This is a genomic window from Sphingomonas sp. DMC8, assembly GCF_056314185.1.
In genome coordinates this window covers 248,111-272,400 of the sequence record NZ_JBQUYV010000001.1, presented here as the reverse complement: position 1 = coordinate 272,400, position 24,290 = coordinate 248,111, and the positions used below count along the sequence as shown (strand labels likewise).

At 65.3% G+C, this 24,290-nt stretch carries 27 protein-coding genes; 12 read left to right on the top strand and 15 right to left on the bottom strand.

Annotated features, from left to right (window positions below; all coding sequences use genetic code 11):
• The first annotated feature begins 41 nt into the window (after nucleotides 1-41).
• Both ACT53K_RS01295 and ACT53K_RS01290 read left to right on the top strand, forming a co-directional pair.
• Nucleotides 42-953 (top strand): TraB/GumN family protein, encoded by a 912-nt coding sequence (locus tag ACT53K_RS01295; protein ID WP_476226720.1) that lies wholly within the window; start codon nucleotides 42-44, stop codon nucleotides 951-953.
• Between the two features lie 29 nt (nucleotides 954-982).
• A complete protein-coding gene (locus ACT53K_RS01290) occupies nucleotides 983-1,465 on the top strand; it encodes a DUF1440 domain-containing protein (RefSeq protein WP_476226719.1) in 483 nt (160 codons plus the stop codon).
• Between the two features lie 9 nt (nucleotides 1,466-1,474).
• On the opposite strand, the gene ACT53K_RS01285 is transcribed toward ACT53K_RS01290, so the two are convergent.
• From ACT53K_RS01285 to ACT53K_RS01270, 4 genes are all read right to left on the bottom strand, one after another.
• Complete coding sequence (locus tag ACT53K_RS01285; RefSeq protein WP_476226718.1) at nucleotides 1,475-2,239, bottom strand: exonuclease domain-containing protein; 765 nt, start codon at nucleotides 2,237-2,239, stop codon at nucleotides 1,475-1,477.
• 226 nt (nucleotides 2,240-2,465) lie between these two features.
• Nucleotides 2,466-3,854: a phosphoglucomutase/phosphomannomutase PgmG gene (gene pgmG, locus ACT53K_RS01280; protein WP_476226717.1), complete on the bottom strand. Its 1,389-nt coding sequence runs from the start codon at nucleotides 3,852-3,854 to the stop codon at nucleotides 2,466-2,468.
• A 100-nt stretch (nucleotides 3,855-3,954) separates the two neighbouring features.
• The gene (locus ACT53K_RS01275; RefSeq protein ID WP_476226716.1) at nucleotides 3,955-4,206 is read right to left on the bottom strand and encodes a J domain-containing protein; all 252 of its coding nucleotides are present in this window, start codon (nucleotides 4,204-4,206) and stop codon (nucleotides 3,955-3,957) included.
• A complete protein-coding gene (locus ACT53K_RS01270; protein WP_476226714.1) occupies nucleotides 4,206-5,000 on the bottom strand; it encodes a division plane positioning ATPase MipZ in 795 nt (264 codons plus the stop codon). Before ACT53K_RS01270 ends, ACT53K_RS01275 begins: the two co-directional genes overlap by 1 nt.
• Before the next feature lie 80 nt (nucleotides 5,001-5,080).
• On the opposite strand from ACT53K_RS01270, the gene panC reads away from it, so the two are divergent.
• Entirely contained in the window at nucleotides 5,081-5,914 is an 834-nt protein-coding gene (gene panC / locus ACT53K_RS01265) for a pantoate--beta-alanine ligase (RefSeq protein ID WP_476226713.1), read from the top strand.
• Between the two features lie 132 nt (nucleotides 5,915-6,046).
• Nucleotides 6,047-6,343, top strand: coding sequence for a hypothetical protein (locus ACT53K_RS01260; RefSeq protein WP_476226712.1), 297 nt, complete (start codon nucleotides 6,047-6,049; stop codon nucleotides 6,341-6,343).
• A gap of 15 nt (nucleotides 6,344-6,358) precedes the next feature.
• Here the strand turns inward: ACT53K_RS01260 and topA are convergent, their stop codons facing one another.
• Complete coding sequence (gene topA, locus ACT53K_RS01255) at nucleotides 6,359-8,899, bottom strand: type I DNA topoisomerase (RefSeq protein WP_476226711.1); 2,541 nt, start codon at nucleotides 8,897-8,899, stop codon at nucleotides 6,359-6,361.
• A 183-nt stretch (nucleotides 8,900-9,082) separates the two neighbouring features.
• Nucleotides 9,083-9,982 (bottom strand): glutathione-dependent disulfide-bond oxidoreductase, encoded by a 900-nt coding sequence (yghU, locus tag ACT53K_RS01250; protein WP_476226710.1) that lies wholly within the window; start codon nucleotides 9,980-9,982, stop codon nucleotides 9,083-9,085.
• Between yghU and ACT53K_RS01245 the strand changes: the two genes are divergently transcribed.
• Nucleotides 9,981-11,483 (top strand): hypothetical protein, encoded by a 1,503-nt coding sequence (locus ACT53K_RS01245; RefSeq protein ID WP_476226709.1) that lies wholly within the window; start codon nucleotides 9,981-9,983, stop codon nucleotides 11,481-11,483. The genes yghU and ACT53K_RS01245 overlap by 2 nt on opposite strands.
• 60 nt (nucleotides 11,484-11,543) lie before the next feature.
• On the opposite strand, the gene ACT53K_RS01240 is transcribed toward ACT53K_RS01245, so the two are convergent.
• The 3 genes from ACT53K_RS01240 to plsY form a co-directional block, all read right to left on the bottom strand.
• On the bottom strand, nucleotides 11,544-12,158 hold the full coding sequence (locus ACT53K_RS01240) for an outer membrane protein (RefSeq protein ID WP_476226708.1): 615 nt from the start codon (nucleotides 12,156-12,158) through the stop codon (nucleotides 11,544-11,546).
• 135 nt (nucleotides 12,159-12,293) lie between these two features.
• Nucleotides 12,294-13,382 (bottom strand): DNA-processing protein DprA, encoded by a 1,089-nt coding sequence (gene dprA / locus ACT53K_RS01235; protein ID WP_476226707.1) that lies wholly within the window; start codon nucleotides 13,380-13,382, stop codon nucleotides 12,294-12,296.
• Entirely contained in the window at nucleotides 13,375-13,983 is a 609-nt protein-coding gene (plsY, locus tag ACT53K_RS01230; RefSeq protein ID WP_476226706.1) for a glycerol-3-phosphate 1-O-acyltransferase PlsY, read from the bottom strand. The genes dprA and plsY overlap by 8 nt, the downstream gene beginning before the upstream one ends.
• A 121-nt stretch (nucleotides 13,984-14,104) precedes the next feature.
• On the opposite strand from plsY, the gene murI reads away from it, so the two are divergent.
• Complete coding sequence (murI, locus tag ACT53K_RS01225) at nucleotides 14,105-14,902, top strand: glutamate racemase (protein ID WP_476227267.1); 798 nt, start codon at nucleotides 14,105-14,107, stop codon at nucleotides 14,900-14,902.
• Nucleotide 14,903: 1 nt separating this feature from the next.
• On the opposite strand, the gene ACT53K_RS01220 is transcribed toward murI, so the two are convergent.
• Nucleotides 14,904-15,068, bottom strand: coding sequence for a hypothetical protein (locus ACT53K_RS01220; protein ID WP_476226705.1), 165 nt, complete (start codon nucleotides 15,066-15,068; stop codon nucleotides 14,904-14,906).
• Between the two features lie 311 nt (nucleotides 15,069-15,379).
• On the opposite strand from ACT53K_RS01220, the gene hemA reads away from it, so the two are divergent.
• On the top strand, nucleotides 15,380-16,624 hold the full coding sequence (gene hemA / locus ACT53K_RS01215; RefSeq protein WP_476226704.1) for a 5-aminolevulinate synthase: 1,245 nt from the start codon (nucleotides 15,380-15,382) through the stop codon (nucleotides 16,622-16,624).
• On the opposite strand, the gene ACT53K_RS01210 is transcribed toward hemA, so the two are convergent.
• The 4 genes from ACT53K_RS01210 to ACT53K_RS01195 all read right to left on the bottom strand — a co-directional run bounded on the left by ACT53K_RS01210 (nucleotide 16,625) and on the right by ACT53K_RS01195 (nucleotide 19,962).
• A complete protein-coding gene (locus tag ACT53K_RS01210; protein ID WP_476226703.1) occupies nucleotides 16,625-17,188 on the bottom strand; it encodes a Uma2 family endonuclease in 564 nt (187 codons plus the stop codon).
• Nucleotides 17,189-17,234: 46 nt separating this feature from the next.
• Complete coding sequence (locus tag ACT53K_RS01205; RefSeq protein ID WP_476226702.1) at nucleotides 17,235-17,909, bottom strand: class I SAM-dependent methyltransferase; 675 nt, start codon at nucleotides 17,907-17,909, stop codon at nucleotides 17,235-17,237.
• Nucleotides 17,906-19,150, bottom strand: coding sequence for a BtaA family protein (locus tag ACT53K_RS01200; RefSeq protein ID WP_476226701.1), 1,245 nt, complete (start codon nucleotides 19,148-19,150; stop codon nucleotides 17,906-17,908). The genes ACT53K_RS01205 and ACT53K_RS01200 overlap by 4 nt, the downstream gene beginning before the upstream one ends.
• 104 nt (nucleotides 19,151-19,254) lie before the next feature.
• Nucleotides 19,255-19,962, bottom strand: a complete 708-nt coding sequence (locus ACT53K_RS01195; protein WP_476226700.1) for a lipocalin/fatty acid-binding family protein — start codon at nucleotides 19,960-19,962, stop codon at nucleotides 19,255-19,257.
• Nucleotides 19,963-19,974: 12 nt separating this feature from the next.
• Here ACT53K_RS01195 and ACT53K_RS01190 point away from each other — a divergent pair, with 12 nt between their 5' ends.
• A complete protein-coding gene (locus ACT53K_RS01190) occupies nucleotides 19,975-20,763 on the top strand; it encodes a LytTR family DNA-binding domain-containing protein (RefSeq protein WP_476226699.1) in 789 nt (262 codons plus the stop codon).
• A 6-nt stretch (nucleotides 20,764-20,769) separates the two neighbouring features.
• Here the strand turns inward: ACT53K_RS01190 and ACT53K_RS01185 are convergent, their stop codons facing one another.
• Nucleotides 20,770-21,033, bottom strand: coding sequence for a hypothetical protein (locus tag ACT53K_RS01185; RefSeq protein ID WP_476226697.1), 264 nt, complete (start codon nucleotides 21,031-21,033; stop codon nucleotides 20,770-20,772).
• Between the two features lie 54 nt (nucleotides 21,034-21,087).
• Here ACT53K_RS01185 and rpiB point away from each other — a divergent pair, with 54 nt between their 5' ends.
• The 4 genes from rpiB to ACT53K_RS01165 all read left to right on the top strand — a co-directional run bounded on the left by rpiB (nucleotide 21,088) and on the right by ACT53K_RS01165 (nucleotide 24,183).
• Nucleotides 21,088-21,540: a ribose 5-phosphate isomerase B gene (gene rpiB / locus ACT53K_RS01180; protein ID WP_476226696.1), complete on the top strand. Its 453-nt coding sequence runs from the start codon at nucleotides 21,088-21,090 to the stop codon at nucleotides 21,538-21,540.
• Nucleotides 21,537-22,844 (top strand): serine hydroxymethyltransferase, encoded by a 1,308-nt coding sequence (glyA, locus tag ACT53K_RS01175; protein WP_476226695.1) that lies wholly within the window; start codon nucleotides 21,537-21,539, stop codon nucleotides 22,842-22,844. The genes rpiB and glyA overlap by 4 nt, the downstream gene beginning before the upstream one ends.
• A 158-nt stretch (nucleotides 22,845-23,002) precedes the next feature.
• Complete coding sequence (gene nrdR, locus ACT53K_RS01170) at nucleotides 23,003-23,464, top strand: transcriptional regulator NrdR (RefSeq protein ID WP_476226694.1); 462 nt, start codon at nucleotides 23,003-23,005, stop codon at nucleotides 23,462-23,464.
• Entirely contained in the window at nucleotides 23,461-24,183 is a 723-nt protein-coding gene (locus tag ACT53K_RS01165; RefSeq protein ID WP_476226693.1) for an RNA methyltransferase, read from the top strand. Before nrdR ends, ACT53K_RS01165 begins: the two co-directional genes overlap by 4 nt.
• Nucleotides 24,184-24,290: the final 107 nt, after the last annotated feature.

Here is a 24,290-nt window from a genome sequence, read left to right as displayed (position 1 = left end):
CGCCCTGCGCGTTGCCGGGCCAATCGACGGGGGAATGGACGATGCTGAAGTTTTTGCTGAATGCCGCGGCGCCGCTGGCGCTGCTGTTTGCTCCCGCCGCCGGTGCCCAGACCGCCGCCCCGGCTGCACCTGCCGTCCAGACCCGCGCTGCGCATCCGGCGCTATGGGTGGTGAAGGATGCGGACACGACCATCTATCTGTTCGGCACCGTGCATGTGCTGAAGCCCGGCATCGGCTGGTTCGACCATGCCGTGAAGACCGCGTTCGACAAGAGCGACGAACTGGTGCTGGAGCTGGTCGAGCCGGAGCCGGCGACGATGCAGCAACTCGTTGCCCAAACCTCGCTGGCGCCGGGCGCAAAGCCGATCGTCGAGCAACTGCCAGAGGCCAAGCGGGATGCCTATGTGAAGGCGATGGCCGATATCGGCGTGCAGCCGGCAGCCTTTGACAGCTTCAAACCCTGGCTGGCGGGAATCACGCTCAGCGTCGGCGGCCTTCCCAAGCTGGGCTATGATCCGAACAGCGGCGTCGAACGTACGCTCACCCAGGCCGCGAAAGCGGCGAACAAGCCGATCATCGGCCTCGAAACCGCCGAACAGCAAGTCGGCTATTTCGCCGGCATGTCGAACGAGCTGCAGCTGCGCTACCTCGTTTCCGCGATCGACGACTATCCCACGCTGGGCACCGAACTGGCCAAGATGATAGACCAATGGGCCGCCGGCGACCCCGAGGCGCTGGCCGCCACGATCAATGAAGGCATGAAGGACACGCCCGAAATCGCCAAGATTTTGCTCAGCGATCGCAATGGCCGCTGGGCAAAATGGATCGAGGCGCGGCTCCAAAAGCCGGGAACGGTGTTTGTGGCAGTGGGCGCCGGTCATCTCGCCGGCGCGGAGAGCGTCCAAGCATTTCTGGCGAAGGACAAGGTCAAGGTGACGCGCATCGCCTATTGATGCGCGTCACGCCGAAGATGGAGCAGTTGATGGCAGCCAATCCGCGTCCCTTTGTCGGCCTGATCGCCGGTGTCGCCGCCGGACTGGTGGCGTCAGCGGCGATGGCCGCGTTTCAGGCGCGCGCCGGTATGCTGCTGCCGCAGCCCGAGGGTGACGCCGACCCCGCGACGGTAAAGGCCGCTGATGCGGTAAGCGAAATCGTGACTGGTGCCCCGGTGCCGGAAGACCATCGTGCGGAGGCGGGCAGCGCCGTCCATTACATCGTCGGCGGCGTGCTGGGCGGCATATATGGCGTGCTGACCGAATATCGCCCCGAAGCAAGCTCGGGCTTTGGCAGCGCCTATGGCGTCGTCACGTCCGCGCTGCTCGATGAAGCGGCATCCCCAGCCCTGGGGCTTGCCCCCGCCCCCACCGAAACGCCGATCGCCACCCATGTATATGGCGCCGCTTCGCATCTGGTGTTCGGATGGGTTCTGGAGGGGACGCGGCGCCTGCTCGCGGGCAAGCGCTGAGCGCCACGTTCAGAACAACAGCCGTTGCGTCCCCGAATCGCGGCCCACGGGGCCGCCGCCGCGGCGGCGCGCGAGTTCGGTTTCGGCAGTGAAGCGGATGTCCTCGTCGCGGTCGGTCAGGAACCCTTCGAGCGAGTCGTCATCGATTTCGCTCCATTCCTTGCCGCGATCGGGGCCGTAGCGGACTCGCGGCAACAGCCCAGGCTGCTTAGACCACTCGACCAGTTGCGCAACACTCGCTTCGTTGAGCATATCGCGCAGGTGGTGAGCGGTCACATAGGCGTCAGGAAAGGCGCGATGCGCCGGAAGACCGCGTTCGTGCTCCAGCCCATCGGGGCGACGCCAGTAGCGCAGCATCTGGTTGGAGAAGCCCGGACTATCCGGCCATAGCCGCAGCGCGCATTTCCATGTGCAGATCCAGTCGATGCCGCGCGTCATCGCGGGCGTGCAGAACTGCTCCTCAAAGCTCGCCCGGTGAGCAGCGAGCGCCAGCCGGCGCGGCCACGGATCGAGGATCTGGCGAGCGACGTCATGCCACCAGGGCGCATCGGCGACATCCTCGTCGCGGATATGGTGCACGGCCATCGTCAGCGGCGGGATGGGTCGCCCGGGATTAACGAGGCGACTGCCACCCTCGCCATGGAGTTGCCAGCGGCCATCGGCACCCAGCACGACATCCTGCCAGCCAATCTCGCAGACGGCATGCGCAGGCGGCTTGTCGCCAGTAGTCTCCAGGTCGATGACGCGAATGATCGAAGGGGGTGGCGAAGCCATGCCGGCGATGTGGGCGTTTTCGCCGCGAATTGCCAGTCGAAAGGTGGCTGCCCTTAGCGCTCGCGCTCCCCTCCCGTTTACGGGAGGGGTCGGGGGAGGGGTCTAGGGGTGAAGCCCCGCCGGGCAATTGGAAAGGGGACTGTATCCCGGCAATGCAGATAGGCACGCCACTCTGCGTCGTTCAGCCCCTCCCCTAACCCCTCCCGCAAGCGGGAGGGGAACTAGGTCAATGGCCTGCCTGCGGCCCGCGAACGATGCCGCTGGCGGCGAGCTGGGCGTCGATCTGCGCCATCAGCCGGTCCAGTCCCTCGGCGCTCTTCGCCTCGGCGCGGGCGACGAGCACGTCCTGGGTGTTGGACGCACGGAGCAGCCACCAGCCATCGGCCGTATTCACGCGCGCGCCGTCGGTGCGGTTGACCTCGGCACCCTCGGCCTCCAGCCGATCGAGCACTTCGTCGATCACTGCGAACTTGCGGCTCTCATCGACCTGGAAACGCATTTCCGGCGTGTTGACCATCGCCGGCATTTCGTCCTTCAGCTGGGTCAGCGACTTGCCGATCACGTGCAGCGCCTGGATCAGCCGGACGGCGGCATATTGCGCGTCGTCGAAGCCATAATAATCCTGGGCGAAGAAGATGTGGCCGCTCATCTCGCCGGCGAGCGGCGCGTGCGTTTCCTTCATCTTGGTCTTGATGAGGCTGTGGCCGGTTTTCCACATCACCGGGTTGCCGCCCAGCTCGGCAATGCGATCGTAGAGCGCCTGGCTGGCCTTCACATCGGCGATGATCGTGGCGCCGGGCTCCACCCGCAGCACAGGTTCAGCCAGAATGGAGAGAAGCTGGTCGCCCCAGACCACCCGGCCTTGTCCGTCGATCGCGCCCAGCCGGTCGCCGTCACCGTCGAACGCCAGTCCGAAATCGAGATTCTTTTCGGCGACGAGGCGCTTCAGATCGGCGAGGTTCTTTTCCTCGGTAGGATCGGGATGATGGTTGGGGAAATTACCGTCCACGTCGGTGAACAGCGTATGGTGCTCACCCGGCAGCAGCTTCACCAGCTTTTCGATGACAGGGCCGGCGGCGCCGTTGCCCGCATCCCAGCCAATCCGATAGGTGCCGCCCGCATAGCCGGCGACGAGGCGGCCGACATACAGGTCCAGAATGTCGGCGTCGGTGACGGTTTCGCTGCCGTCCCCTTCGTCCCAATCGCCTTCCGCCGCCATCTTGCCCAGCGTCTGGATGTCCTGGCCAAAGAACGGGCGGTGCTGGAACACCATCTTGAAGCCGTTGTAATTGCCGGGGTTATGGCTGCCGGTAATCTGGATGCCGCCATCCACCTCCAGCGTTGCCTCGGCATAATATAGCATCGGCGTCGGCCCCATGCCGACGCGCACCACGTCGCAGCCCGAGGCGGTCAGCCCTTCGACCAGCGCGGCTTCGAGCATCGGCGACGAAACCCGGCCGTCGCGGCCCACCGCCACCCGACGGCCGCCTGCGCGGCGGAGCAGCGTCGCGAAGCCGCGACCGATTGCGCGGGCATCATCTGGCCCCAGCGTCTGCCCCACAATTCCGCGAATATCATACTCGCGCAGCGAAGTGGGGTCGAAACGATGCGTCATCATGCCCTCCCGGAATGGAATGCGCGCCTAATCCGCGAGGGCGCCAGAAGTTGCAAGAAGCCATGCGGTTAGAACAACGGCGAAACGAAAATAAATCGCGCTAGCCGAGCAGCGTGTCTCGCGCCTGGTTGATGCGGCGAGTCAGTTCCGCCGAACCGCCCTTGTCCGGGTGCACCGCCGCGACCAGCCGCCGATGGGCAGCGCGAATCTCTTCCGGCCCCGCATCCGCACCCACACCCAGCAACGCGCGGGCTTCATCCTCAGCCAGCGGGCGAAGCGGGCGAGGCCGGGGTTTCAGCCAATATTGCCAGACCAGCCACGCCAGCAGCGCCGCGACAAGCAGCTTGCCCATCAGGCGAAGAGCGGCGCGGGCACGTCGGGCAGGGCGAGCCCCGCCATCATCTCGCGCAGTTCCTGCCGCGCCGCGACATGGCTGAGGCCCATTTCGCCGAATTCGCGCGAATCGAGCATCGTCAGCCCCTGCGGGAACAGCTCACGATAGATCACGCGCTCGGACAGGCCGGAAATGACGCGGAAGCCGACACGCTTGGAAAGCTGGTCGATCGCCTCCGACACACGCTTCATGTTGCGCGCCTCGATATGCTGCATGCGGTTGCGCAGCACCACCCAGTCGATCGTCTCGCCATCCGCTTTGGCGCGGCGCTTGCGCGATTCCCAGATCAACTCCGAATAGAAGCTGGGCCGCGTGACCCGGAAGGTGTCGGGGTCTACCTGGCCGATCAGGTCGAAATCGACGAAGCTGTCGTTCATCGGCGTGACCAGCGTATCGGCATTGGTCACCGAGATGCGCGCGAACTTGTCGTCACGGCCCGGCGTATCGATGACGAGGAAATCCGTCCCCTCGCCGAGCCGATCGAGCGTCTCGGTGAAGAAGTCCATGCTCTCGCCGTCATGCGTTTCATAGACCGGCATCGGCAGATCGCGACCGGTGCGGCGAATCGTCGCGAGCCGGTTGTCGAGATACCGGCCCATGGTCCGCTGGCGGTGGTCGAGGTCGAAACAGGCGACTCGTGCCCCCTTGGCGGCCAGCGCGATTGCCGCGTGCACGGCCGTCGTCGACTTGCCGGTGCCGCCCTTTTCGTTGGCGAACACCAACACGTGCAGGCGTTTCGCGGGCTGATTCAACGCACTAATTCCTTTACTTGATCACGCCGCCTCCCCCCCATAGAAGGCCGCACTTCCGTTCATATCGAAAGTGCCCAAGCGTGCAAACCGTCCGCCAACTCGATGCCCTTCGCGAAGCGCTGACTGCGTTCCGCAGCGAAGGCGCGCGCGTGGCGCTGGTGCCCACCATGGGGGCGCTCCATGACGGGCATATGGCGCTGGTGGAGGCGGCAAAGCGTGCGGCGAACCGCGTCGTCGTGTCGATCTTCGTGAACCCCATGCAGTTCGGGCCGAATGAGGATCTCGCCAAATATCCGCGGCGCGAACAGGCCGATTCGCGCCTGCTGGCCGCCGCGGGCGTTGACCTGCTGTGGATGCCGCCGGTCGAGGTGATGTACCCGGATGGGTTTGCCACCACCGTTTCGGTGTCGGGCGTAAGCGAAGTGCTCGATGGCGCCCACCGGCCGGGCCATTTCGACGGGGTGGCGACGGTCGTCTCGAAGCTGTTCAACCAGGTCCGCCCCGACATTGCGCTGTTCGGCGAAAAGGACTGGCAACAGCTGCAGGTCATTCGCCGCATGACGGCCGATCTCGACATGGGGATCGAAATCGCCAGCGTGCTTACCCAGCGCGAGGATGACGGCCTCGCCCTGTCGTCGCGCAATGCCTATCTGATGCCGGAAGATCGCGCCCGCGCCGTGGCGCTTCCGCGCGCATTAGGTGCCGCAGCCAAGACCATCGGCGATGGCGGCGATGTCGAGGCTGCCCTCGCCCATGCGCGCGAGACGCTGACGGCTGCCGGCTTCGACGTCGATTATGTCGTGCTCGCCGATGCGGAGACGTTGGGCGCGCCACAGCCGGACCGCCCCGCCCGGCTGCTCGCCGCTGCTCGAATCGGTGCCACCCGGCTGATCGACAATATTCCGCTGGGATGAAATCCACGCGGCAAGAAAGGCCGCGCCGCCCGCACCAGGTACCCTGAACAATTACGGTTAACGGCGTTAACCATTTATTTGCAGCTTCCCTGCATTTTCTCCGTCATGGGAGATTAACTAGGGGTAAGCGACGTGGCCAACAGCCTGAAGAGTGCGCGATTCCTGATTGAGAGTCGGCTGCGCGATGCGGCCCGTGGCAATGCAGATGCCTGTTTCGACCTGGGCGTCGTCTATTCCAGCGGCGCCGAAGGCGTGCCCATCAATCTCGTCGAAGCGCACAAGTGGTTCAACATCGCGGCGATGACCGGCAGCGAGCAGGCCCAGGCATGCCGCGCCGAAATCGCCGAAGACATGACCGCCCGCGAAATCATTGACGCGCAAAAGGCCGCCCGCGCCTGGCTGCGCGGCCTGGATAGCCGCGCCGCCTGACGCCGGGTATTGCCGCTATTTCGCGGCAGCCTTTTTCTTCGCCGGCGCCTTTTTGGGCGCAGCCGCTTTCTTTGCCGGCGCCTTCTTCTTGGCCTTGCCCTTGGCCGAGCCGGCGGCGGCCTTGGCATCGATCAGCTGGGCGGCTTCCTCCAGCGTCAACTGGTCCTTGTCGATCGTCTTGGGCAGCGTAGCGTTGGTCTCGCCGTCGGTGACATAGGCACCATAGCGCCCATCCATCAGCTTGATCTCGGCCTCGGTGCGCGGATGCTTGCCCAGCACCTTCAGCGGCTCGCGGCTCGCCCCGCGCTGCGCCCGGCCGCCGCCTGACGCTGCCTCGGCGAGCTTCACCACCGCCGCGTTCATGCCGGTTTCAAACACCTCGGCGGTCGACTGAAGCCGGGCATATTTGCCGTCATGCGCCAGATAAGGGCCATAGCGGCCAATCGACGCGGTAATCGGCTTGCCGGTTTCCGGATGGTCACCAATCGTACGCGGCAGCTTCAGCAGCTTCAACGCCCAGTCGAGATCGAGATCGATGTCCTTGGGAATCGATGCGCGCGGCGCTTCCTTGCCGTCACCCAGCTGGATGTACGGCCCGAACCGGCCGACCTTGCGCTCCACCTGCAGGCCGGTGTCAGGATCGGTGCCAAGCACCTCCGGCCCGCTATCCTCCCCGGCCTCGCCGCCGGGCTGGGCGAAGCGACGGGTATATTTGCACTCGGGATAGTTGGAGCACGCGACAAAGGCGCCGAACCGGCCCCCGCGCAAGGCGAGCTTGCCTACGCCGCAATTGGGGCACAGCCGCGGATCGCTGCCGTCCGCCTTGGCGGGGAACAGGTAGGATTCCAGGAACTGGTCCAGCGCCGCAGTGATGTCCGACGGCTTCTGCTCCATCACCTCGGCCGTGCGCGGCTTGAAGTCGCGCCAGAATGCCTCCAGCACCGCCTGCCATGCGGCACGGCCGCCGGATACGTCGTCCAGCTCCTCTTCGAGGCCCGCCGTATAGTCGAACGAGACATAGCGCTCGAAAAAGCGTTCGAGGAACGCGGTCAGCAGGCGACCGCTCTCCTCTGCGAAGAAGCGGTTCTTCTCGACACGCACATAGGCGCGGTCCTTGAGCACCTGAATGATCGAGGCATAGGTGGAGGGGCGACCGATGCCCAGCTCCTCCAGCCGCTTGACCAGCGACGCTTCGGAGAAGCGGGGCGGCGGCTGGGTGAAATGCTGTTCGGCGTGGACCGCCTTCTTGGCGGGCGATGCGCCTTCGGACATGCGCGGCAGACGACGGCTGTCCTCGTCGCCCTCGTCGTCCTTGCCCTCTTCGTAGAGCGCGAGATAGCCGGGAAACAGCACCACCTGGCCGGTGGCGCGCAGCCCGTGCTGGCCGGTGCCGTCGGCGAGGTCGACGGTGGTGCGCTCCATCCGCGCCGAGGCCATCTGGCTGGCGAGCGCGCGCTTCCAGATCAGGTCATAGAGCCGGGCATGGTCGCCCGAGCCGGCGCGATCCTTGCTGAAATCGGTCGGGCGGATCGCCTCGTGCGCTTCCTGGGCGTTCTTCGCCTTGGTCTGGTACTGGCGCGGCTTGTCCGGCACGTAGCTGCCGTCATAGCGCTCCGCCACCGCCTTGCGCGCGGCCTGGATGGCCGAGGGGTCCATCTGGACGCCGTCGGTACGCATATAGGTGATCGCGCCGTCCTCGTAGAGCGCCTGCGCAATCCGCATCGTGTGGCTGGCCGAGAAGCCGAGCTTGCGCGCGGCCTCCTGCTGCAGGGTCGACGTGGTAAAGGGCGGCGGCGGGTTGCGCATCGCCGGCTTGGTCTCGACCGAGACCACCGTGAAGCGGCCTTCCTCGACGGCTTTCTTCGCAGCCTCGGCGCTGCCCTGGTCGCCGATCGAGAGACGGTCGAGCTTCTCGCCCTTCCACTTGACCAGCCGGGCCTGGAACGGCGTGCCGTCGGCCTCCATGTCGGCGATCACCGACCAATATTCCTGCGCGTTGAAACCTTCGATCTCGCGCTCGCGATCGACGATCAGCCGCAGCGCGACCGACTGGACGCGGCCCGCCGATTTGGCGCCGGGCAGCTTGCGCCACAAGACCGGTGAAAGGGTGAAGCCCACCAGATAGTCGAGCGCCCGGCGCGCACGATAGGCGTCGATCAGGTCGGTATCCAGTTCGCGCGGATGCTCCATCGCGTGCAGGATCGCCGGCTTGGTGATGGCATTGAAGGTGACGCGCTCGACCTCCTTGGGGAGCGCCTTCTTCAGCCGCAGCACTTCCTGCACGTGCCAGCTGATCGCCTCGCCTTCGCGATCCGGGTCGGTGGCGAGGATCAGACGGTCCGCCTTCTTGGCCTCGTCGGCGATCGCCTTCAGCTGCTTCGACTTGTCGGCATAGGTCTCCCACTCCATCGAGAACCCTTCATCGGGGTTCACCGATCCGTCGCGCGCGGGCAGATCGCGGACATGGCCATAGCTGGCCAGCACCCGGTAATCCTTGCCGAGATATTTCTCGATGGTTTTCGCCTTGGCGGGCGACTCTACGATGACAAGCTGCATGAAGTGTTCGATCGATCCCTACGCGTACGCGTGTAAGGTGGAGGGGGACGCTGCGGTGCGTCAAGCCCGCTCTCCCCTCCCGCTTGCGGGAGGGGTCGGGGGAGGGGCTGACGTGGAAGAAGCGCCGGATCGTTCCAGCCCCTCCCCTTGCCCCTCCCGCAAGCAGGAGGGGAAACGCTAGTATCAGGCGGTGGCGCGCATCCGCTCCAGCACCACATCGATATCCGCCGCGCTGTGGCGCTCGGGAACGCGCTGGTCCTCCGGTCCCGTGCCGCGATTGACCAGCCGGCCCCGCCGCACCGGTTCGCGATCAGCGATCTCAGCGGCCCAGCGCTGGACGTTCGGATATTCTGTCGCGTTCAGGAACACATCTGCGCCGGCATAGGTCTCGCCCCGCACGACTGCGCCGTACCAGGGGAAGATCGCCATGTCGGCAATCGTATAATCCTCGCCTACCATATAGCGGTTGGCCGCCAGATGCGTATCCAGCACATGAAGCTGGCGCTTCGCCTCCATCGCGTAGCGGTCGATCGCATACTGGATCTTGATCGGCGCGTAGGCGAAGAAATGGCCGAAGCCGCCGCCCAGGAACGGTGCCGAGCCCATCTGCCACATCAGCCAGCTCAGCGTCTGCGCGCGCTTCGCGGTCTCAGTCGGCAGGAAGGCGCCGAACTTCTCGGCAAGGTAGAGCATCATCGCGCCGCTTTCGAAGATCGGCAGCGCGGGTGCGACCGAATGGTCAACCATCGCCGGGATTTTCGAATTGGGATTGATCGCGACGAAGCCGCTGCCGAACTGGTCACCCTGGCCGATATTGATCAGCCAGGCATCATATTCGGCGCCCGTATGGCCGGCGGCGAGCAGTTCCTCCAGCAGGATCGTTACCTTCTGCCCATTGGGCGTACCCAGCGAATAAAGCTGGATCGGGTGACGGCCGACCGGCAGCTCCTTCTCGTGCGTCGCGCCCGAAACCGGCCGGTTGATATTGGCGAACTGGCCGCCATTGCCGGGTGCCCATTCCCAGACCTTGGGGGGCACATAGCCGGCGGGCAAGTTGTTCGCGGGATCGGGTGCGTCAGCCATGATCGGGATCCTTACCGTTGGGTGCGGCAGCGATGTAGGGTGTCAGGCGGCGCTTGCCAGTGCCTTGCCGTTCCAAGGCGCAGACGGCAAACCGATACCGATGATGCTCGCAGACCACAGCCCGGCCGCCTCGTCGTTGCGCTATGGCCGCCCGCTGCTGTTGGGCGCCGGCGTGCTATTGTTTTGTGCAGTAATGGCATTGCTGGTGACACCGGCGGCACAACCGCTCAATTTCACCTTCAACAACATGCTGGCACACCTGCTGGCTGGCCGGTTCGACATCGACCCGGCGGTCGTCGGGCGCGAAGGCTTTACGATCGGCGGCAGGACCTATGCCTATTGGGGCGTGCTGCCGGCACTGCTTCGCTTGCCGATGCTGGTACTTCCCGGCTGGCAGAGGCTGGATTTCACGCTGCCCTATTCGATCCTTGCGATCCTGATGATGGTCCGAACCAAGCTTTGGACGCTGCAGCGAATACTCGACGCCTTTCCGGCGATCCCAGCATGGCTGGGACGCGCCTGCAGGATCGTGCTGCTATTGTCCGGTGCACAAGTGTGCTTCCTGCGATTCAGCCTGTATCAGGAGGTATGCCTGTGGGCGGCCTTGTGCGGTGCCCTGTTCGTGGCGGCGGCCGTTTCCGCTGCTCTGCGCGGACTGGGACGGATCGAGCTGCTGGTGATGGCGGCCGCGGCCGGAGCAGCGTTGCTGACCCGCGTGTCCACCGGCATCGGGCTGACCGCGGCGCTGGTTGCATTGCTCGCCGTCGAACTGTTCCGCCAGCGCCGCAACCTGCGCGCATTCGCGGCGCTGACGACGGCACCGCTGCTGCTGCTTGCCCTGCTCGGACTTGCGACCGCAGGCGTAAATTATGCCCGCTGGGGCAACCCGCTGACATTCGCCGATTATCAGCTTTACAACTACAATATCGACTATCCCGACCGTCTGGCACGGACCGCGCAGTACGGGCTGTTCAACCTTCAACGGATCCCGTTCGGCCTCGTCTATTATGTGTTTCCGATCTGGGTGCTGCACGGTGCCGACGGCACGCTGCTGCTCGCTTCCACACGCGAGCGGCTGATCGATTCGGCCGAACTGCCGCCGAGCAGCTTCCTGCTGACCGACCCGCTGCTGTTGCTGCTGGGGGCAATCGCGCTGCGCGCATGGTGGCGAAACGCCGGGCGAGATCGTGCGCAGTCGATCGTACTTGCTGCAGGCTTGTCGATCCCTGCGCTGCTCATGCTGACGGCGATCAGCATGTGTTTTCGTTACCGGTTAGACTTCTACCCGTTGATCGAATTTCTCGCCTTTTCGGGCCTGATCGCAATCGGGCAGGGCACCCCTTCACCCGGGCCCCGCACAACATGGGGCTTCGCGGCGGTTTCAATCATCGGGTCGCTTGCTGTGGGCACCCTATACGTGTTTTCAAAGCTGGGTCCGGGACAGTTGCTGATTCAGGACGGAATCCTCACCTACTTCAGCGACATGCTCAGGCTTCGCTGACCCCATGGCAAAAGGGGCGGGCGCAGCATCGCCGCGCCCACCCCTTTGTCCCTCAACAGCTTATTTGAAGCGAATGCCCACGCCCGCCATCACGCGCTGGCGCGAGGTGTGATCATTGTACTGCGAATAGACATACTGGATGTTCGTGTAGATCGGCATCCGGGTCTGTTCCCCGGTCAGCGAATATTCGACGCCGCCGCCGACCTGATACCCGTCGGTGTTGAAATGGTCATAGTAGCCGCCGGCCGGCACGCTGAGACGCTTGCGCTGCTCGTTGGTGACATAGCCACCCTTGGCGAAGACGAGCAGTTGCGGGCTTACCAGCACGCCGGCGCGCACGGCTGCGCCCCATTCCTCGAACGACTTGTGGCAAACGCTGCCGCCGCTCGCGGCCGAGCAATTCTCGGTCCAGTCATTGGCACGCCAGAAGCTGCCTTCCGCGCCCACGACCACGCGGCTGCCGATCTGCCCGTCGAAACCGACGGTGCCGCCATAGCCGAACTTGTCGTTGTGGACGCCCTGCGACTGGAACCGGTCCCCGCCTGCATTGGCTTCGAGCCTGATACCGCGGAAGCTGGTGCCGTTCGACGAAGTGGCGGAGGCATCGTCCTGCGCATAAGCGGCCTGGGCCGACATGCCGAGCGCGGCGATCGCAACGAAAAACACTTTACGCATACTCAAATCCCTTGGTTGGAGCGTCGTGGCCCGTCCCCAACCCCGCCAGCACGCGAAGGTTTCGCCCACCGCGACAAAGTGTCGCAGTGCAGCATTTATGCAACAGCATGCAGATGCCTGCAAATAGGGCGCCGTTCAGCCGGCGTATCGGAGGGAAACCCGCGCGCCCGCATGACGCTCGAGCAGACCGGCAAGTTCCAGTTCGAGCAACACGGTCTGCACCACTGCAGGAGAAAGCTGGGCCTGGCGGATCAGTTCGTCGACGGCGACCGGCACCGGCCCCAGCAGCGCACGAACCCGCTCGCGCTCCGGATCGGTGGCGTCTTCTGGGGGCGGGCCGTGGAAGGGTCGGGACGGCGCACGCACCGCGCGCGGATCGAGCGGAGAAATCGCCTCCCATATATCGTCCGCCGATTGCACCAGGGTCGCCCCTTCGCGGATCAGCAGGTTGCACCCCTGCGCACGCGGATCAAGCGGCGATCCGGGGACCGCCATGACTTCGCGCCCCGCCTCGGCTGCGATCCGCGCAGTGATCAGGCTGCCCGATCGCGGCGCAGCCTCGACCACAACCGTCCCCAGCGCGAGCCCGGCGATGATGCGGTTGCGGGCAGGGAAAAAGCGCGCAAGCGGCTCTGTGCCTGGCGGCTGTTCAGCCAGCAACAGGCCGCGCTCCGCCACCTGTTCCTGCAACGCGGCGTTTTCAGGCGGAAAGGCGATGTCGATGCCGCTGGCGATCACGCCCACCGTCCCACCGGCCAGCGAACCCATATGGGCAGCGGTGTCGATGCCGCGGGCCAGACCGGACACCACCGTACTCTCCCGGTCGGACAATTGCTGCGCGAGCTGGCGCGCGAAACGGCACGCTGCGGCGGATGCGTTGCGCGCGCCCACCATCGCTACGCAGGGGCGGCGCAGCAGTGCCTCATTGCCCCGCATGATGAGCGCCGGAGGGGCGTTTTCCAGCTCAGCCAGCAGCGGGGGATACTCCGCATCGTCAATAAACAGATAGCGCGCGCCCAACCGCTCGACGGCGGCGATCTCGCGCCGCACCAGCCCGGCATCGGCGATGACCGGCGCGCGTCCGCCGCCCCGCGCAGCCAGCATCGGCAGCGCCTCCAGCGCAGACTCGGCCGAGCCGAAGCGCGCGATGAGCTGGGCATAGGTGACAGGGCCGACATTGGCGGAACGCAGCAGTCGCAGCCGCGCTTCGCGCAGGTCAGGCACTTTTCTTGCTGCCGATCCGCGGCTCGCTGCCGCTCAACAATCGATCGATATTGTCGCGGTGCTTCCAGAGCACGATGAGCGCCAACGCGAGCAGCACGAGCACCAGATCGATCCGGCCGAAAAAGGCGGCGCTTACCGGCGCGCTGATCGCAGCCGACATGCCGGCCAGCGAGGAAATGCGAAGGATCGCCAGCAGACCCAGCCAAACCGCAGCATAGACCAGGCCACATGGCCAGTGGAGCGCCACGACCACGCCCATCAGCGTCGCCACGCCCTTGCCGCCGCGGAACTTCAACCACAGCGGATAGCAATGCCCCAGAAACGCTGCTGTCCCCGCCAGAACGCCGCCATCGGGGAGCAACGCCGCACCCAGCAACACCGCCGCTGCGCCCTTGCCCAGATCGAGCAACAGCGTCGCCGCCGCCAGCCCCTTGCGACCGGTACGCAGCACGTTCGTTGCGCCGATATTGCCCGAACCGATCTGGCGCAGATCACCAGCGCCGGCGATGCGCGTCAGCAGCACCCCGAACGGAACCGACCCCAGAAAATAACCGAGCAGCAGGGCCCCGAGGGGCGCAAGCCATGGAACGTCGCTAGGCAAAACACCCCCCTTGCACAAAGCTGCATAGCCCCAGCCCCCCTGTTCTTGCAATGATCTGGATCAGCCGTTGCAGGCGGGTAATGGTTGACCCCGCATGACCACGCCGCCATTGCCATCGGCGATGGCCGATAACCGCCCGATCCTGTTTTTCGATTCCGGCGTCGGCGGCCTGTCCGTCCTCGCCCCAACGGCTGCGCTGCTACCGCGTGCGCCACTGATTTATGTCGCCGATTCCGCAGGCTTTCCCTACGGCATCAAGAGCGAAGGGGAAATCGCGGCACGGGTGCCGGCGCTGCTCGGGCGACTGGCCGAACGCTATGATCCGCGCCTGATCGTTATCGCGTGCAACACCGCCTCCACCATCGCGCTCCAGCATGTCCGCGCCGCACTTGACGTGCCGATCGTCGGCACCGTCCCCGCGATCAAGCCGGCCGCCGCGGCGAGCCGTACCAGAGTCATCGGCGTGCTGGGCACTGCTGCTACGGTTCGCCAACCTTATGTCGACGATCTTGCTGCTCGCTTCGCCGCGGATTGCACCGTGCTGCGCTATGGATCGGCTGCACTGGTCGAATTGGCGGAAGAAAAGCTTGCCGGTCACGCCGTAGCGCCCGAGGCAGTCGCCCAGGAACTGCAAGGTCTGCTAGCACAGCCGGGCGGCGATGCGGTCGACGTGATCGTCAATGCCTGCACGCACTTTCCGCTGCTGGAAGAAGAGCTTCGCGCAGTGGCGCCCTCAGGCATCCAATTCGTGGACGGCGGCCCGGGGATAGCGCGGCGCGTCGTCCACCTCACCGAGGGGCAGGACTGGCCCGATAACCCCAAGCCGGGCCGGGCAGTCTTTACCGCCCGTTCGGCCAAAACCGACGCCCTCGCGCCCGCGCTGGCCCGTTTCGGTCTTGGCCTTATAGAGCAGCTCTAGATCAGAACGCGGCCACGCATTGCACCGGCATCTGACGGGCAAGCGCTGAATAACGGTCCGCCATTTCCAGATGGACCAGTCGCGCCGACGAATCGCCGCAACGCGCTGCAGTCTCGCGTTCCTGCCGCTCGCGCCGCCGATAATATTCGATATCGCTCGTCTTCATAGGCCGCCCTCCGTCTGCAAGCGGGAGCACGCAACGTATCTCCGTCGCGAACTCGCTTGAGTTTACCGAGTCGCTCGCGATGCAACGGTCTATACCATAAGCGGCCCATAAATCGGGGTTCTTTGTACACCGTCACGATCACAGTCTTCGGAATTTTCCAATTCACGCACGCATCGAGGCGATGCCATTGGGGAATCTACGGCTATGTTCGATGCAGCGGCCCGCCTATTGCCCCGGCAGCGGAGATGCCGTCAAAATACGGGGGTTCACGTGCTGGAATTGCCATGTTTTTGGGCGTAGAGGAGTTTCCCATGCAGCGCGAAGACGCCCCCGTGCCCGTGGTCGACTATACCCGGGTCTTCACCCAGGCCATCGACCGCCTCCATGCCGAGGGGCGCTACCGGGTCTTCATCGACATTCTGCGCAACAAGGGCATGTTCCCCAATGCGCGCTGCTTCGCCGGCCATAACGGGCCGAAGCCGATCACGGTTTGGTGCTCGAACGACTATTTGGCGATGGGGCAGCACCCCAAGGTGATCGCCGCGATGGAAGAGGCGCTGCACGATGTCGGCGCCGGGTCCGGCGGCACCCGCAATATCGGCGGCAACACCCATTACCATATCGACCTCGAGCGCGAGCTGGCCGACCTGCACGGCAAGGAGAACGCGCTGCTGTTCACGTCGGGCTATGTCTCCAACGAAGCAACGCTGTCGACGCTGGCCAAGGTGATGCCGGGCTGCATCGTCTATTCGGACGAACTCAACCATGCCTCGATGATTGCCGGCATCCGCAATTCGGGCTGCGAGAAGCGCGTGTGGCGCCACAACGACCTCGCCCACCTGGAGGAACTGCTGGCAGCCGACGATCCCTCGCTGCCGAAGCTGATCGCGTTCGAGAGCGTCTATTCGATGGACGCCGACATCGCGCCGATCGCCGAAATCTGCGACCTGGCCGACAAGTATAACGCGCTGACCTATCTAGACGAGGTCCATGCGGTCGGCATGTATGGCGCCCGCGGCGGCGGCATTTCGGAGCGCGACGAAGTCGCGCACCGGCTGACGATCATCGAAGGCACGCTGGGGAAGGCGTTCGGCGTGATGGGCGGCTACATCGCCGCCGACCAGGTGATCATCGACGTGATCCGCAGCTATGCGCCGGGCTTCATTTTCACCACCTCGCTGTCGCCGGTGCTGGTGGCAGGCGCACTGGCCAGCGTGCGGCACCTGAAGCAGTCGAGCGCCGAGCGCGAGGGGCAGCAAGCCGCCGCCGCAACGCTCAAGCGGCTGATGACGGATGCCGGGCTACCGGTGCTGCCGTCGACGACGCATATCGTGCCGCTGATGGTGGGCGATCCGGTAAAGGCAAAGAAGATCAGCGACATATTGCTCGCCGAATATGGCGTGTATGTACAGCCGATCAATTACCCGACCGTACCGCGCGGCACCGAGCGGCTGCGCTTTACCCCCGGCCCTGCGCATGACGAAGCAATGATGCGCGAGCTGGTAGATGCGCTGGTGGAGATATGGGGCCGGCTGGAACTGCGCCGGGCGGCTTGATCAGTCGATAGTGATCGCACCGCCCAGGCCGGGCACGTCCATTGGTTGGCCGAAGGGTACGACGACAGCGTCGTCATAGGCCCTGCCGCTCGCATTCAGCATGAAACAGTGAGTGACGCGCGCCACACTGTCGACAACCCAATAGGCCGGAATACCGGCCGCGCCATATTCCTCACGCTTCTCACCCAGATCGCGCCGCTGCGTGGTTTCGGCGATTTCGATTCCGAACAGCACGTCCTGCGGATCGAGCGCTTTTTGCGGACGGATGCCGGGCCGCACCACAGCGATATCAAAAGCCCGAACCGTGTGGTCATCAATGCGCAGGACAACATCGGCCCCTGCCATCGTCCCTGCGGCTTGCAGGTGCGGAAATAGCAGTGCGCTCAGGCGAATTACGAGTTCGCCATGCGCCCAGTCGGCCGGCATCATCTTTTCGATTTCTCCCCCGACCAGCTCTGCCCGCATATCCTCGAACGCCCCCAGTTCGAGCATGTGCAGGAAGTCTTTCGCCGTGAACGGCGACGCCCATTCCCTGGAGGATGTGACACGGACCTGCTGGTTCATACCGCAGGGGTATAACACGGCATCTGCATGGCAGGCGATAGGGGCGTCAGGCAGGGCGCCGCAGGCCAGCGCTCCACACATAGCCGCGCAGCGACGCGCGGAACTCGGCGATAAGCCCCTGCTCTGCCGCAATCGCCTCGACCACCTCGCACAGATCGGCGCGGGGATAGACATGGAAGTCGTTGAGCGACTTGAAGTGGAAACGCTTGGCGAAGCCCGGCAGGCGTTCGTACTGGCCGAAATCAACAATGTGCAGGCTGCCGCCTGGCGCCAGCGCCTTTGCCCCCAGTGCGATCGCTTCCTTCCACGGCGGAATCATCGACAGCGTGTAGCTCATGAACACGCGGTCGACCTGATCCAGCCCGAACAGCGCCTTCACGTCGAACGCACCGGCATCGCCCTGCGCCAGCGTAATCTTGTCCGAGAGGCCGTGCTTCGCCACCGACTTGCGCGCGGTGCCCAGCATCGCCTCGCTGATGTCGAAGCCGTGGAAACGGGCGTTAGGCCAACGTTTTGCGGCAACGATCAGGTTGCGGGCCGTGCCGCAGCCGACTTCCAGGACGGTGCCGCCGGGCGGCGGCGCCAGATCGCGGATCAGCCGGTCGCGGCCGAGCAGATAGAATTTGCGCGTCAAATCGTAGAAGTGGCGATGGAGCGCATAGGTTGCGTCCATCAGCCCCTTCTGGTCAGCGCCCCCGGACGCCCCGGCACCGGCGGTCATGCGTGCGGCTTCAGCGTCCAGAGATGGACCGCGCCATAGACCGAGGAGCGGTCGCGGCGATTCCAGTCATCGAGCTTGTCCTGCGGCGCATATTCCCACTGGTTCAGCAGCGCGTCGGGGATATGCCCACGCACCACGTCCGGCACGGCGGCGGTGCGGTAGAGCACACGCGCGCCCGGCTTGGCGGTGCGGGTGATCTCGGTCCAGATGCGCGTCAGCTGCTCGTCGGTCATCCAGTCCTGCGCATCGAGCAGGATGAAGCGGTCGAGCGACTGGGCCGGCATCGATTCGAGATAGTCGGCATAGTTGGTGTGGCGGATTTCCACCCGGTCGGCACGCTCGCGCACCGCCTCGTAATTCTTGCGCTCGAGATAGGGCGGCAGCGGCGCGCTTTCATGCTCGCCATAGCCGCGGCCGAACGCCTGCCACGCGTAGAAATTGTCCTTCAGGTCGAAGTCACAGGCCAGCTTGCGCAGCCGGCTCTTGAGCGCGCCGGTGATGCCCGCCTGATCGTCCACCTTGAGCAGATCGTACTGCGCCGGCGGAATGCCGAATCCGAACAGCGCCGCCGGCTGATCGACCAGCCAGCGCAGGAACTTCTTTTCGAAAAAGGGCGCGAAGTGCGTTTCGAAAATTTCGCGCTGTTCTTCGATCGACTGCGCCTTCAGCATCTCGTTGGGATCGATGCCATAGCGGTGCGCGAGCCAATGCACGAAGCCGATCAGCCGACCGAGCAGGCCCTGCCGATAAAAGCCCGTCTTGAACCCGTTGATCCGGCGGACGCCGTTCGGCGCGCGGCCTTCCCAATAGGCGCGCGACGTGTCGTCGAGATGCGGACGAATATAGGTCTTGTACGCCTCGATATTTTCGGGACGGTTGGCCAGGCCGAAGAAGCGGTGGAACGCCGCATAATCGGGCAGGTGCAGCGCTGCCTGCTGCTTGAGCCGATTGAGCGCGATGTGCGCGGGGTTGAGGTCCACCGCGGTGATCTTCGCCGGGTTGGCGGTCAGATAGGAATAGACGTTGCAGCCGCCAGACGCGATCGTGACGATATGGCTGTCGGGCTGGATCTCCAGCGCCTCCATGTCGATCAGCGGGTCTTCCCAGATCTGCGCATAGACGAGGCCGCGGAACGCGAAGGTGAAGGCGCGCTCGAGAAGGCCTTCCTTGGTAAGATGCTCGTGGCGGTGCACCGCACCCCGGACAGCACCATTTTTCGGCGCCTTGGCAACACTCGACATTCCAGACAACTCCCGGCGACAGGCCGCCGGACGCAACGTCCGGCGAGCCACACCTCTCCCCTGTGACAAAAGCTTTGCAGCCTTGTGACAGTGCGGCCGGGAAATCAATCCTTAGGCGGGACTCCGCCAGCCGCTGGCCAGTCCGTGTCCCCGATTCGGCGGAGTGTCATGGTGAAAAACCGTCGCGGCGGCTGCCCCTCCATCCGAAAATCCCCAACCTCCGTGTATACGCCGTTCACCAGCGTTGCGGTGTATCGGACGACGGCATTGGGACCGGCGGGAGTTTCCCACATATAGCCGGTGTCGGTGAGCGCGAAAGGGAAACTGCCCGAGCGCCCCTGAGCATGGCTGGTGAGCGTATATTTCTGCGTATGGCTGTCATAGGAGAGCACGGCAAAGGCGTGGAACGGCGCGCTGCCGTCCTCCCGCCACGACCTGCCTTCGATAACCAGCAGCGTTCCGTCGAGCATCGCGCCGATCCGTTCGGTCTGGATCATCTTCAGCGGGCCAGCGGGCGTCATTGTCTCTGCGGTTCCGCGCCAACGCCCGCGCATCCAGTCGAGCTTGTGGAGCGCGGCCTGCTGCGCAGCGATCGCCGCCGTGTCTGCGGCCTGCGCCTGCGCAACGGCCGGCACCAGGCAACCAGCCAGAAACGGCAGAAGCCCATAAATAAAGCGGCGCATGCAGATACCCCCTTTCGCAACGATGTTGTCGACCGGCGCGGGCAGTGGCAGCGTGTCGCCATGCGCGCCGTTTCCCTTCCCTTGCTTCGCCGCGCCCCGGCTGTCGGCAAGCGCGATTTCGCGAAACACGCTTCCGCTTTCGTGAAACGTGCAACGCGCTGGCCGCGACCTCCCGGCTTCCCCTTGCTATGGATTGCCTGCGGCGCGCTGGCCGGGGTGATGATCGTGACCGGAGGGTTCCGCACCGACAGCCTGCCGCCGGCGCAACGCGCCGGGTTCTGGCTGCTGCTGATGGGCTGGAACGCGCTCAAGTGGCAGATTCTGTTCGCGCTGCTCGTACGACGTCCCAGCGACTGGCTGCGGGTATCGCTATTCGGCACGGTTTTGCTGAACGCATCGCTACCGGCCGAGATCGTCTGGTGCGCGACGATGGTAGGCGCATCGGTTGCGACCATGCCAGGCCTGGTCTGGGCCCGCGCCGCGGCCATCGGCATGCTGGCCCTGAGCGTCTGCCTTATTACCGTGCGCGCAATGCGGCCGGCGCAGAAGCAGAAAGAGCCGCCCCATCCCCCGGAGCCGCCGCTGGAAATACCCGCTGACGGTCTTCTCGCACGGGCACGGATCACGCCGGAGGCGGTGACGGCAATCGAGGCTGAGGACCATTATTGCCGGGTGCATGGCGGCAATGCGAGCGTCCTCGTCCACTACCGGTTCGGCGACGCGCTCGTCGAGCTGGCAGCGGTAGATGGCGCGCAAGTCCATCGCAGCATCTGGGTGGCTGCCTCCGCCATCACAGGTGCGCATCGTGAAGGCAGGCGCTGGCTGCTGCGGCTGACCGACGGGCGCGAAGTCCCGGTCAGCGCGCGGCATCTGCCGCTGGTGCGGCAGCGCGGCTGGCTCGCCGGGGCAGGGAGCCGGCCGCGGCCCTAGACCGGCCTAGCGGGTCCGGTTGTCGATCGCCCGGCTGGCGTCGTCCGCGCCATTGGCGATCGCATTACCGGCATCGTCAGCGCCATTGCGTAGCGCGCGTCCGGCCCGATCGATCTTGTCATCGATCTGCGTACCAAGGCGATCGGCGGCATTGTCGAACGACTCGCCGCTATTATCGAGCGCGTTGTCGACGCGGTCCTGCGTGGCGGGCGAGCAGGCCGCCACCGCCCAAACCAGCGCCGGAACCAGCAGAAACTTCCTCTTCGCCATCCTGTACTCCCAACCGTCTAGCCATCGGCGCCTTGCGCGCGTAGGGAGCGCGGCATGCAACACCGCATCGCCATCGCCTCGGACCACGCCGCCTTCGGCATGAAGGCAGAACTCGTCGATTGGTTGCGTGACGCCGGCCACGACGTCCGCGATCTGGGCACCAACGGGCCGGAAAGCGTCGACTATCCCGATTACGGCTATCGCCTGGGCGCGGCCATTGCCGCCGGCGAAGCCGATTTCGGCGTCGCGCTGTGCGGATCGGGTATCGGCATTTCCATTGCGTTGAACCGCAACCCGGCGGCGCGCTGTGCGCTGGTTTCCGAACCGCTTTCGGCCAGCCTTGCGCGCCAGCACAACGATGCCAATGTGATAGCCTTGGGCGCGCGGCTGGTCGGTATCGAAATGGCCAAGGCCTGCATTACCACGTTTCTCGAAACGGCTTTCCTCGGCGACCGGCACCAGCGTCGCGTCGACAAGCTGAGCAACCCCGAAAGGAGCCCCGCATGAGCACCAACCCCGTAACGGCAGGCCTTCAGCCGGATGGCTTCTTCACCAAGACGCTCGCCGAAAGCGATCCGGCGATCGCCGCCGGCGTTGCCCACGAGCTCGACCGCGAGCAGCACCAGATCGAGCTGATCGCGTCGGAAAACATTGTCTCCAAGGCGGTGCTCGAGGCGCAGGGCTCGGTCTTCACCAACAAGTACGCTGAGGGCTATCCCGGCAAACGCTATTATCAGGGCTGCCACCCGTCCGACGAAGTCGAGCAGCTGGCGATCGACCGCGCCAAGCAGCTGTTCGGCTGCGGCTTCGCCAATGTCCAGCCGCATTCGGGCGCGCAGGCGAACGGCGCAGTGATGCTGGCGCTGACCAAGCCGGGCGACACGATCCTCGGCCTCAGCCTCGATGCCGGCGGCCACCTGACCCACGGCGCCCGCGCGGCGATGAGCGGCAAGTGGTTCAACGCCGTCCAGTACGGCGTGCGCCCCGACGATCACCTGATCGACTTCGACCAGGTCGAGCGGCTAGCCAAGGAGCACAAGCCGACGCTCATCATCGCCGGCGGCTCGGCCTATCCGCGCCATATCGATTTCGCCCGCTTCCGCGCGATCGCGGATGAGGTGGGTGCGCTGTTCATGGTCGACATGGCCCACTTCGCCGGCCTGGTCGCCGGCGGCGTGCACCCGACGCCGTTCGGCCATGCCCATGTCGTCACCACCACCACGCACAAGACGCTGCGCGGCCCCCGCGGCGGCATGGTGATGACGAATGACGAGGCGATCGCCAAGAAGATCAACTCGGCGGTGTTCCCGGGCCTGCAGGGCGGTCCGCTGATGCACGTGATCGCCGCCAAGGCCGTCGCGTTCGGCGAAGCGCTGCGGCCCGAGTTCAAGAGCTATGCCGCGGCCGTCGTCGAAAACGCCAAGGTGCTGGCCGCGACTCTCAAGGAGCGCGGTGCGAACCTCGTCTCGGGCGGTACCGACACGCATCTCGCGCTGGTCGACCTCACCCCGCTGGGCGTGACCGGCAAGGACGCCGACGAGGCGCTGGAGCGCGCCGCGATCACCTGCAACAAGAACGGTATCCCCAACGATCCGCTGCCGCCGGTCAAGACCAGCGGCATCCGCGTCGGCTCGCCGGCGGGCACCACCCGCGGCTTCGGCCCGGCCGAGTTCCGCGAGATCGGCAACATGGTCGCCGACGTGCTCGACGGCCTGCGTGCAAAGGGCGAGGCAGGCGATGCCGCCGTCGAAGCCGATGTGAAGGCCCGCGTCCGCGCGCTGTGCGAACGCTTCCCGATCTACGGCGGCTGAACTGACTGCTCACCCTCACCCTCCCCACGGCCTTCGGCGGCGGGCCCCCTCCCTCTCCCAATGGGAGAGGGCGCTAAATCCCTCTCCCACTGGGAGAGGGAGGGAGGCGCGAAGTGCCGGAAGGGTGAGGGTAGCCAGCCCCTCCCGGATGCACTGACATGCGCTGCCCCTTCTGCTCCAACGAAGCCAGCCAGGTAAAGGATAGCCGCCCCACCGACGACGGGGCGGCGATCCGTCGGCGGCGACAGTGCGAGGCGTGCGGCGCGCGCTTCACTACCTTTGAGCGCATCCAGCTGCGCGACCTAACTGTCGTCAAAAGCGGCGACCGGCGTGAGCCCTTCGAGCGCGACAAGCTGATGCGCTCGGTCTCCACCGCCTGCCGCAAGCGGCCGATCCTGCCCGCGCAGATCGAGCGGCTGGTGTCGGGTATCCAGCGCCAGCTGGAAACCACCGGCGACAGCGAAATCCCCTCGCAGCGGATCGGTGAACTGGTGATGGAAGCGCTGAAGGGGCTGGATTCGGTCGCCTATATCCGCTTTGCCAGCGTGTATAAGGATTTCCGCGAGGCGAAGGATTTCGAGGATTTCGCCGGCAATGTCAGCGAGGTCGGCAAAAGTTGAATTCCCCCGTCATCGTGCTCGTCCGCCCGCAGCTGGGCGAAAATATCGGCAAGGCCGCCCGCGCCATGCTCAACTTCGGGCTGACCGAGATGCGGCTGGTGAGCCCCCGCGACGGCTGGCCCAACCCGTCAGCCGGACCTGCCGCGAGTGGCGCCGATCTGGTGCTGGAACGCGCGCAGGTTTTCGACAGCGTCGCCGATGCGGTGGCCGACTGCGCCGATGTGTATGCGACGACGGTGCGCAAACGGGGCGTCACCAAGCCGGTCGTGACGCCTGAGGTCGCTGCGCGCGAAATCCACATGGCGCAGGGCCGCAGCGCGATCCTGTTCGGGCCGGAACGTTCGGGGCTGGAGACCGACGATGTCGCGCTCGCCCGGACGATCGTCACGGTGCCGATCAACCCGGAATTCGGCTCGCTCAACCTTGCCCAGGCGGTAATCCTCGTCGCCTATGAATGGTCGAAGCATGTCGGGCTGGAAAGCCCGCCCGCCGTCGACCTCGATCCCCCTGCCCCGCAAGAGGAGCTGGACGGGATGATCGGCCAGCTCGACGCGATGCTCGAGGAATCGGGTTATTATTTCCCACCCGATCGGGTGCCGTCGACCAAACGCACGCTGCGCACGCTGCTGACCAAGCCCGGCTGGTCGAGCCAGGAACTGCGCACGCTGCGCGGCGTGCTGTCAGCGCTGGAGGGCAAGAAGCGCCATCGGGCGGAGTGACAGAATACCACCCTCACCCTCTCACCGCCTTCGGCGGCGGGCCTCTCCCTCTCCCAAGGGAGAGGTGTCAAAGCCCCTATCCCTTGGGAGAAGGAAGCAGCGACGAA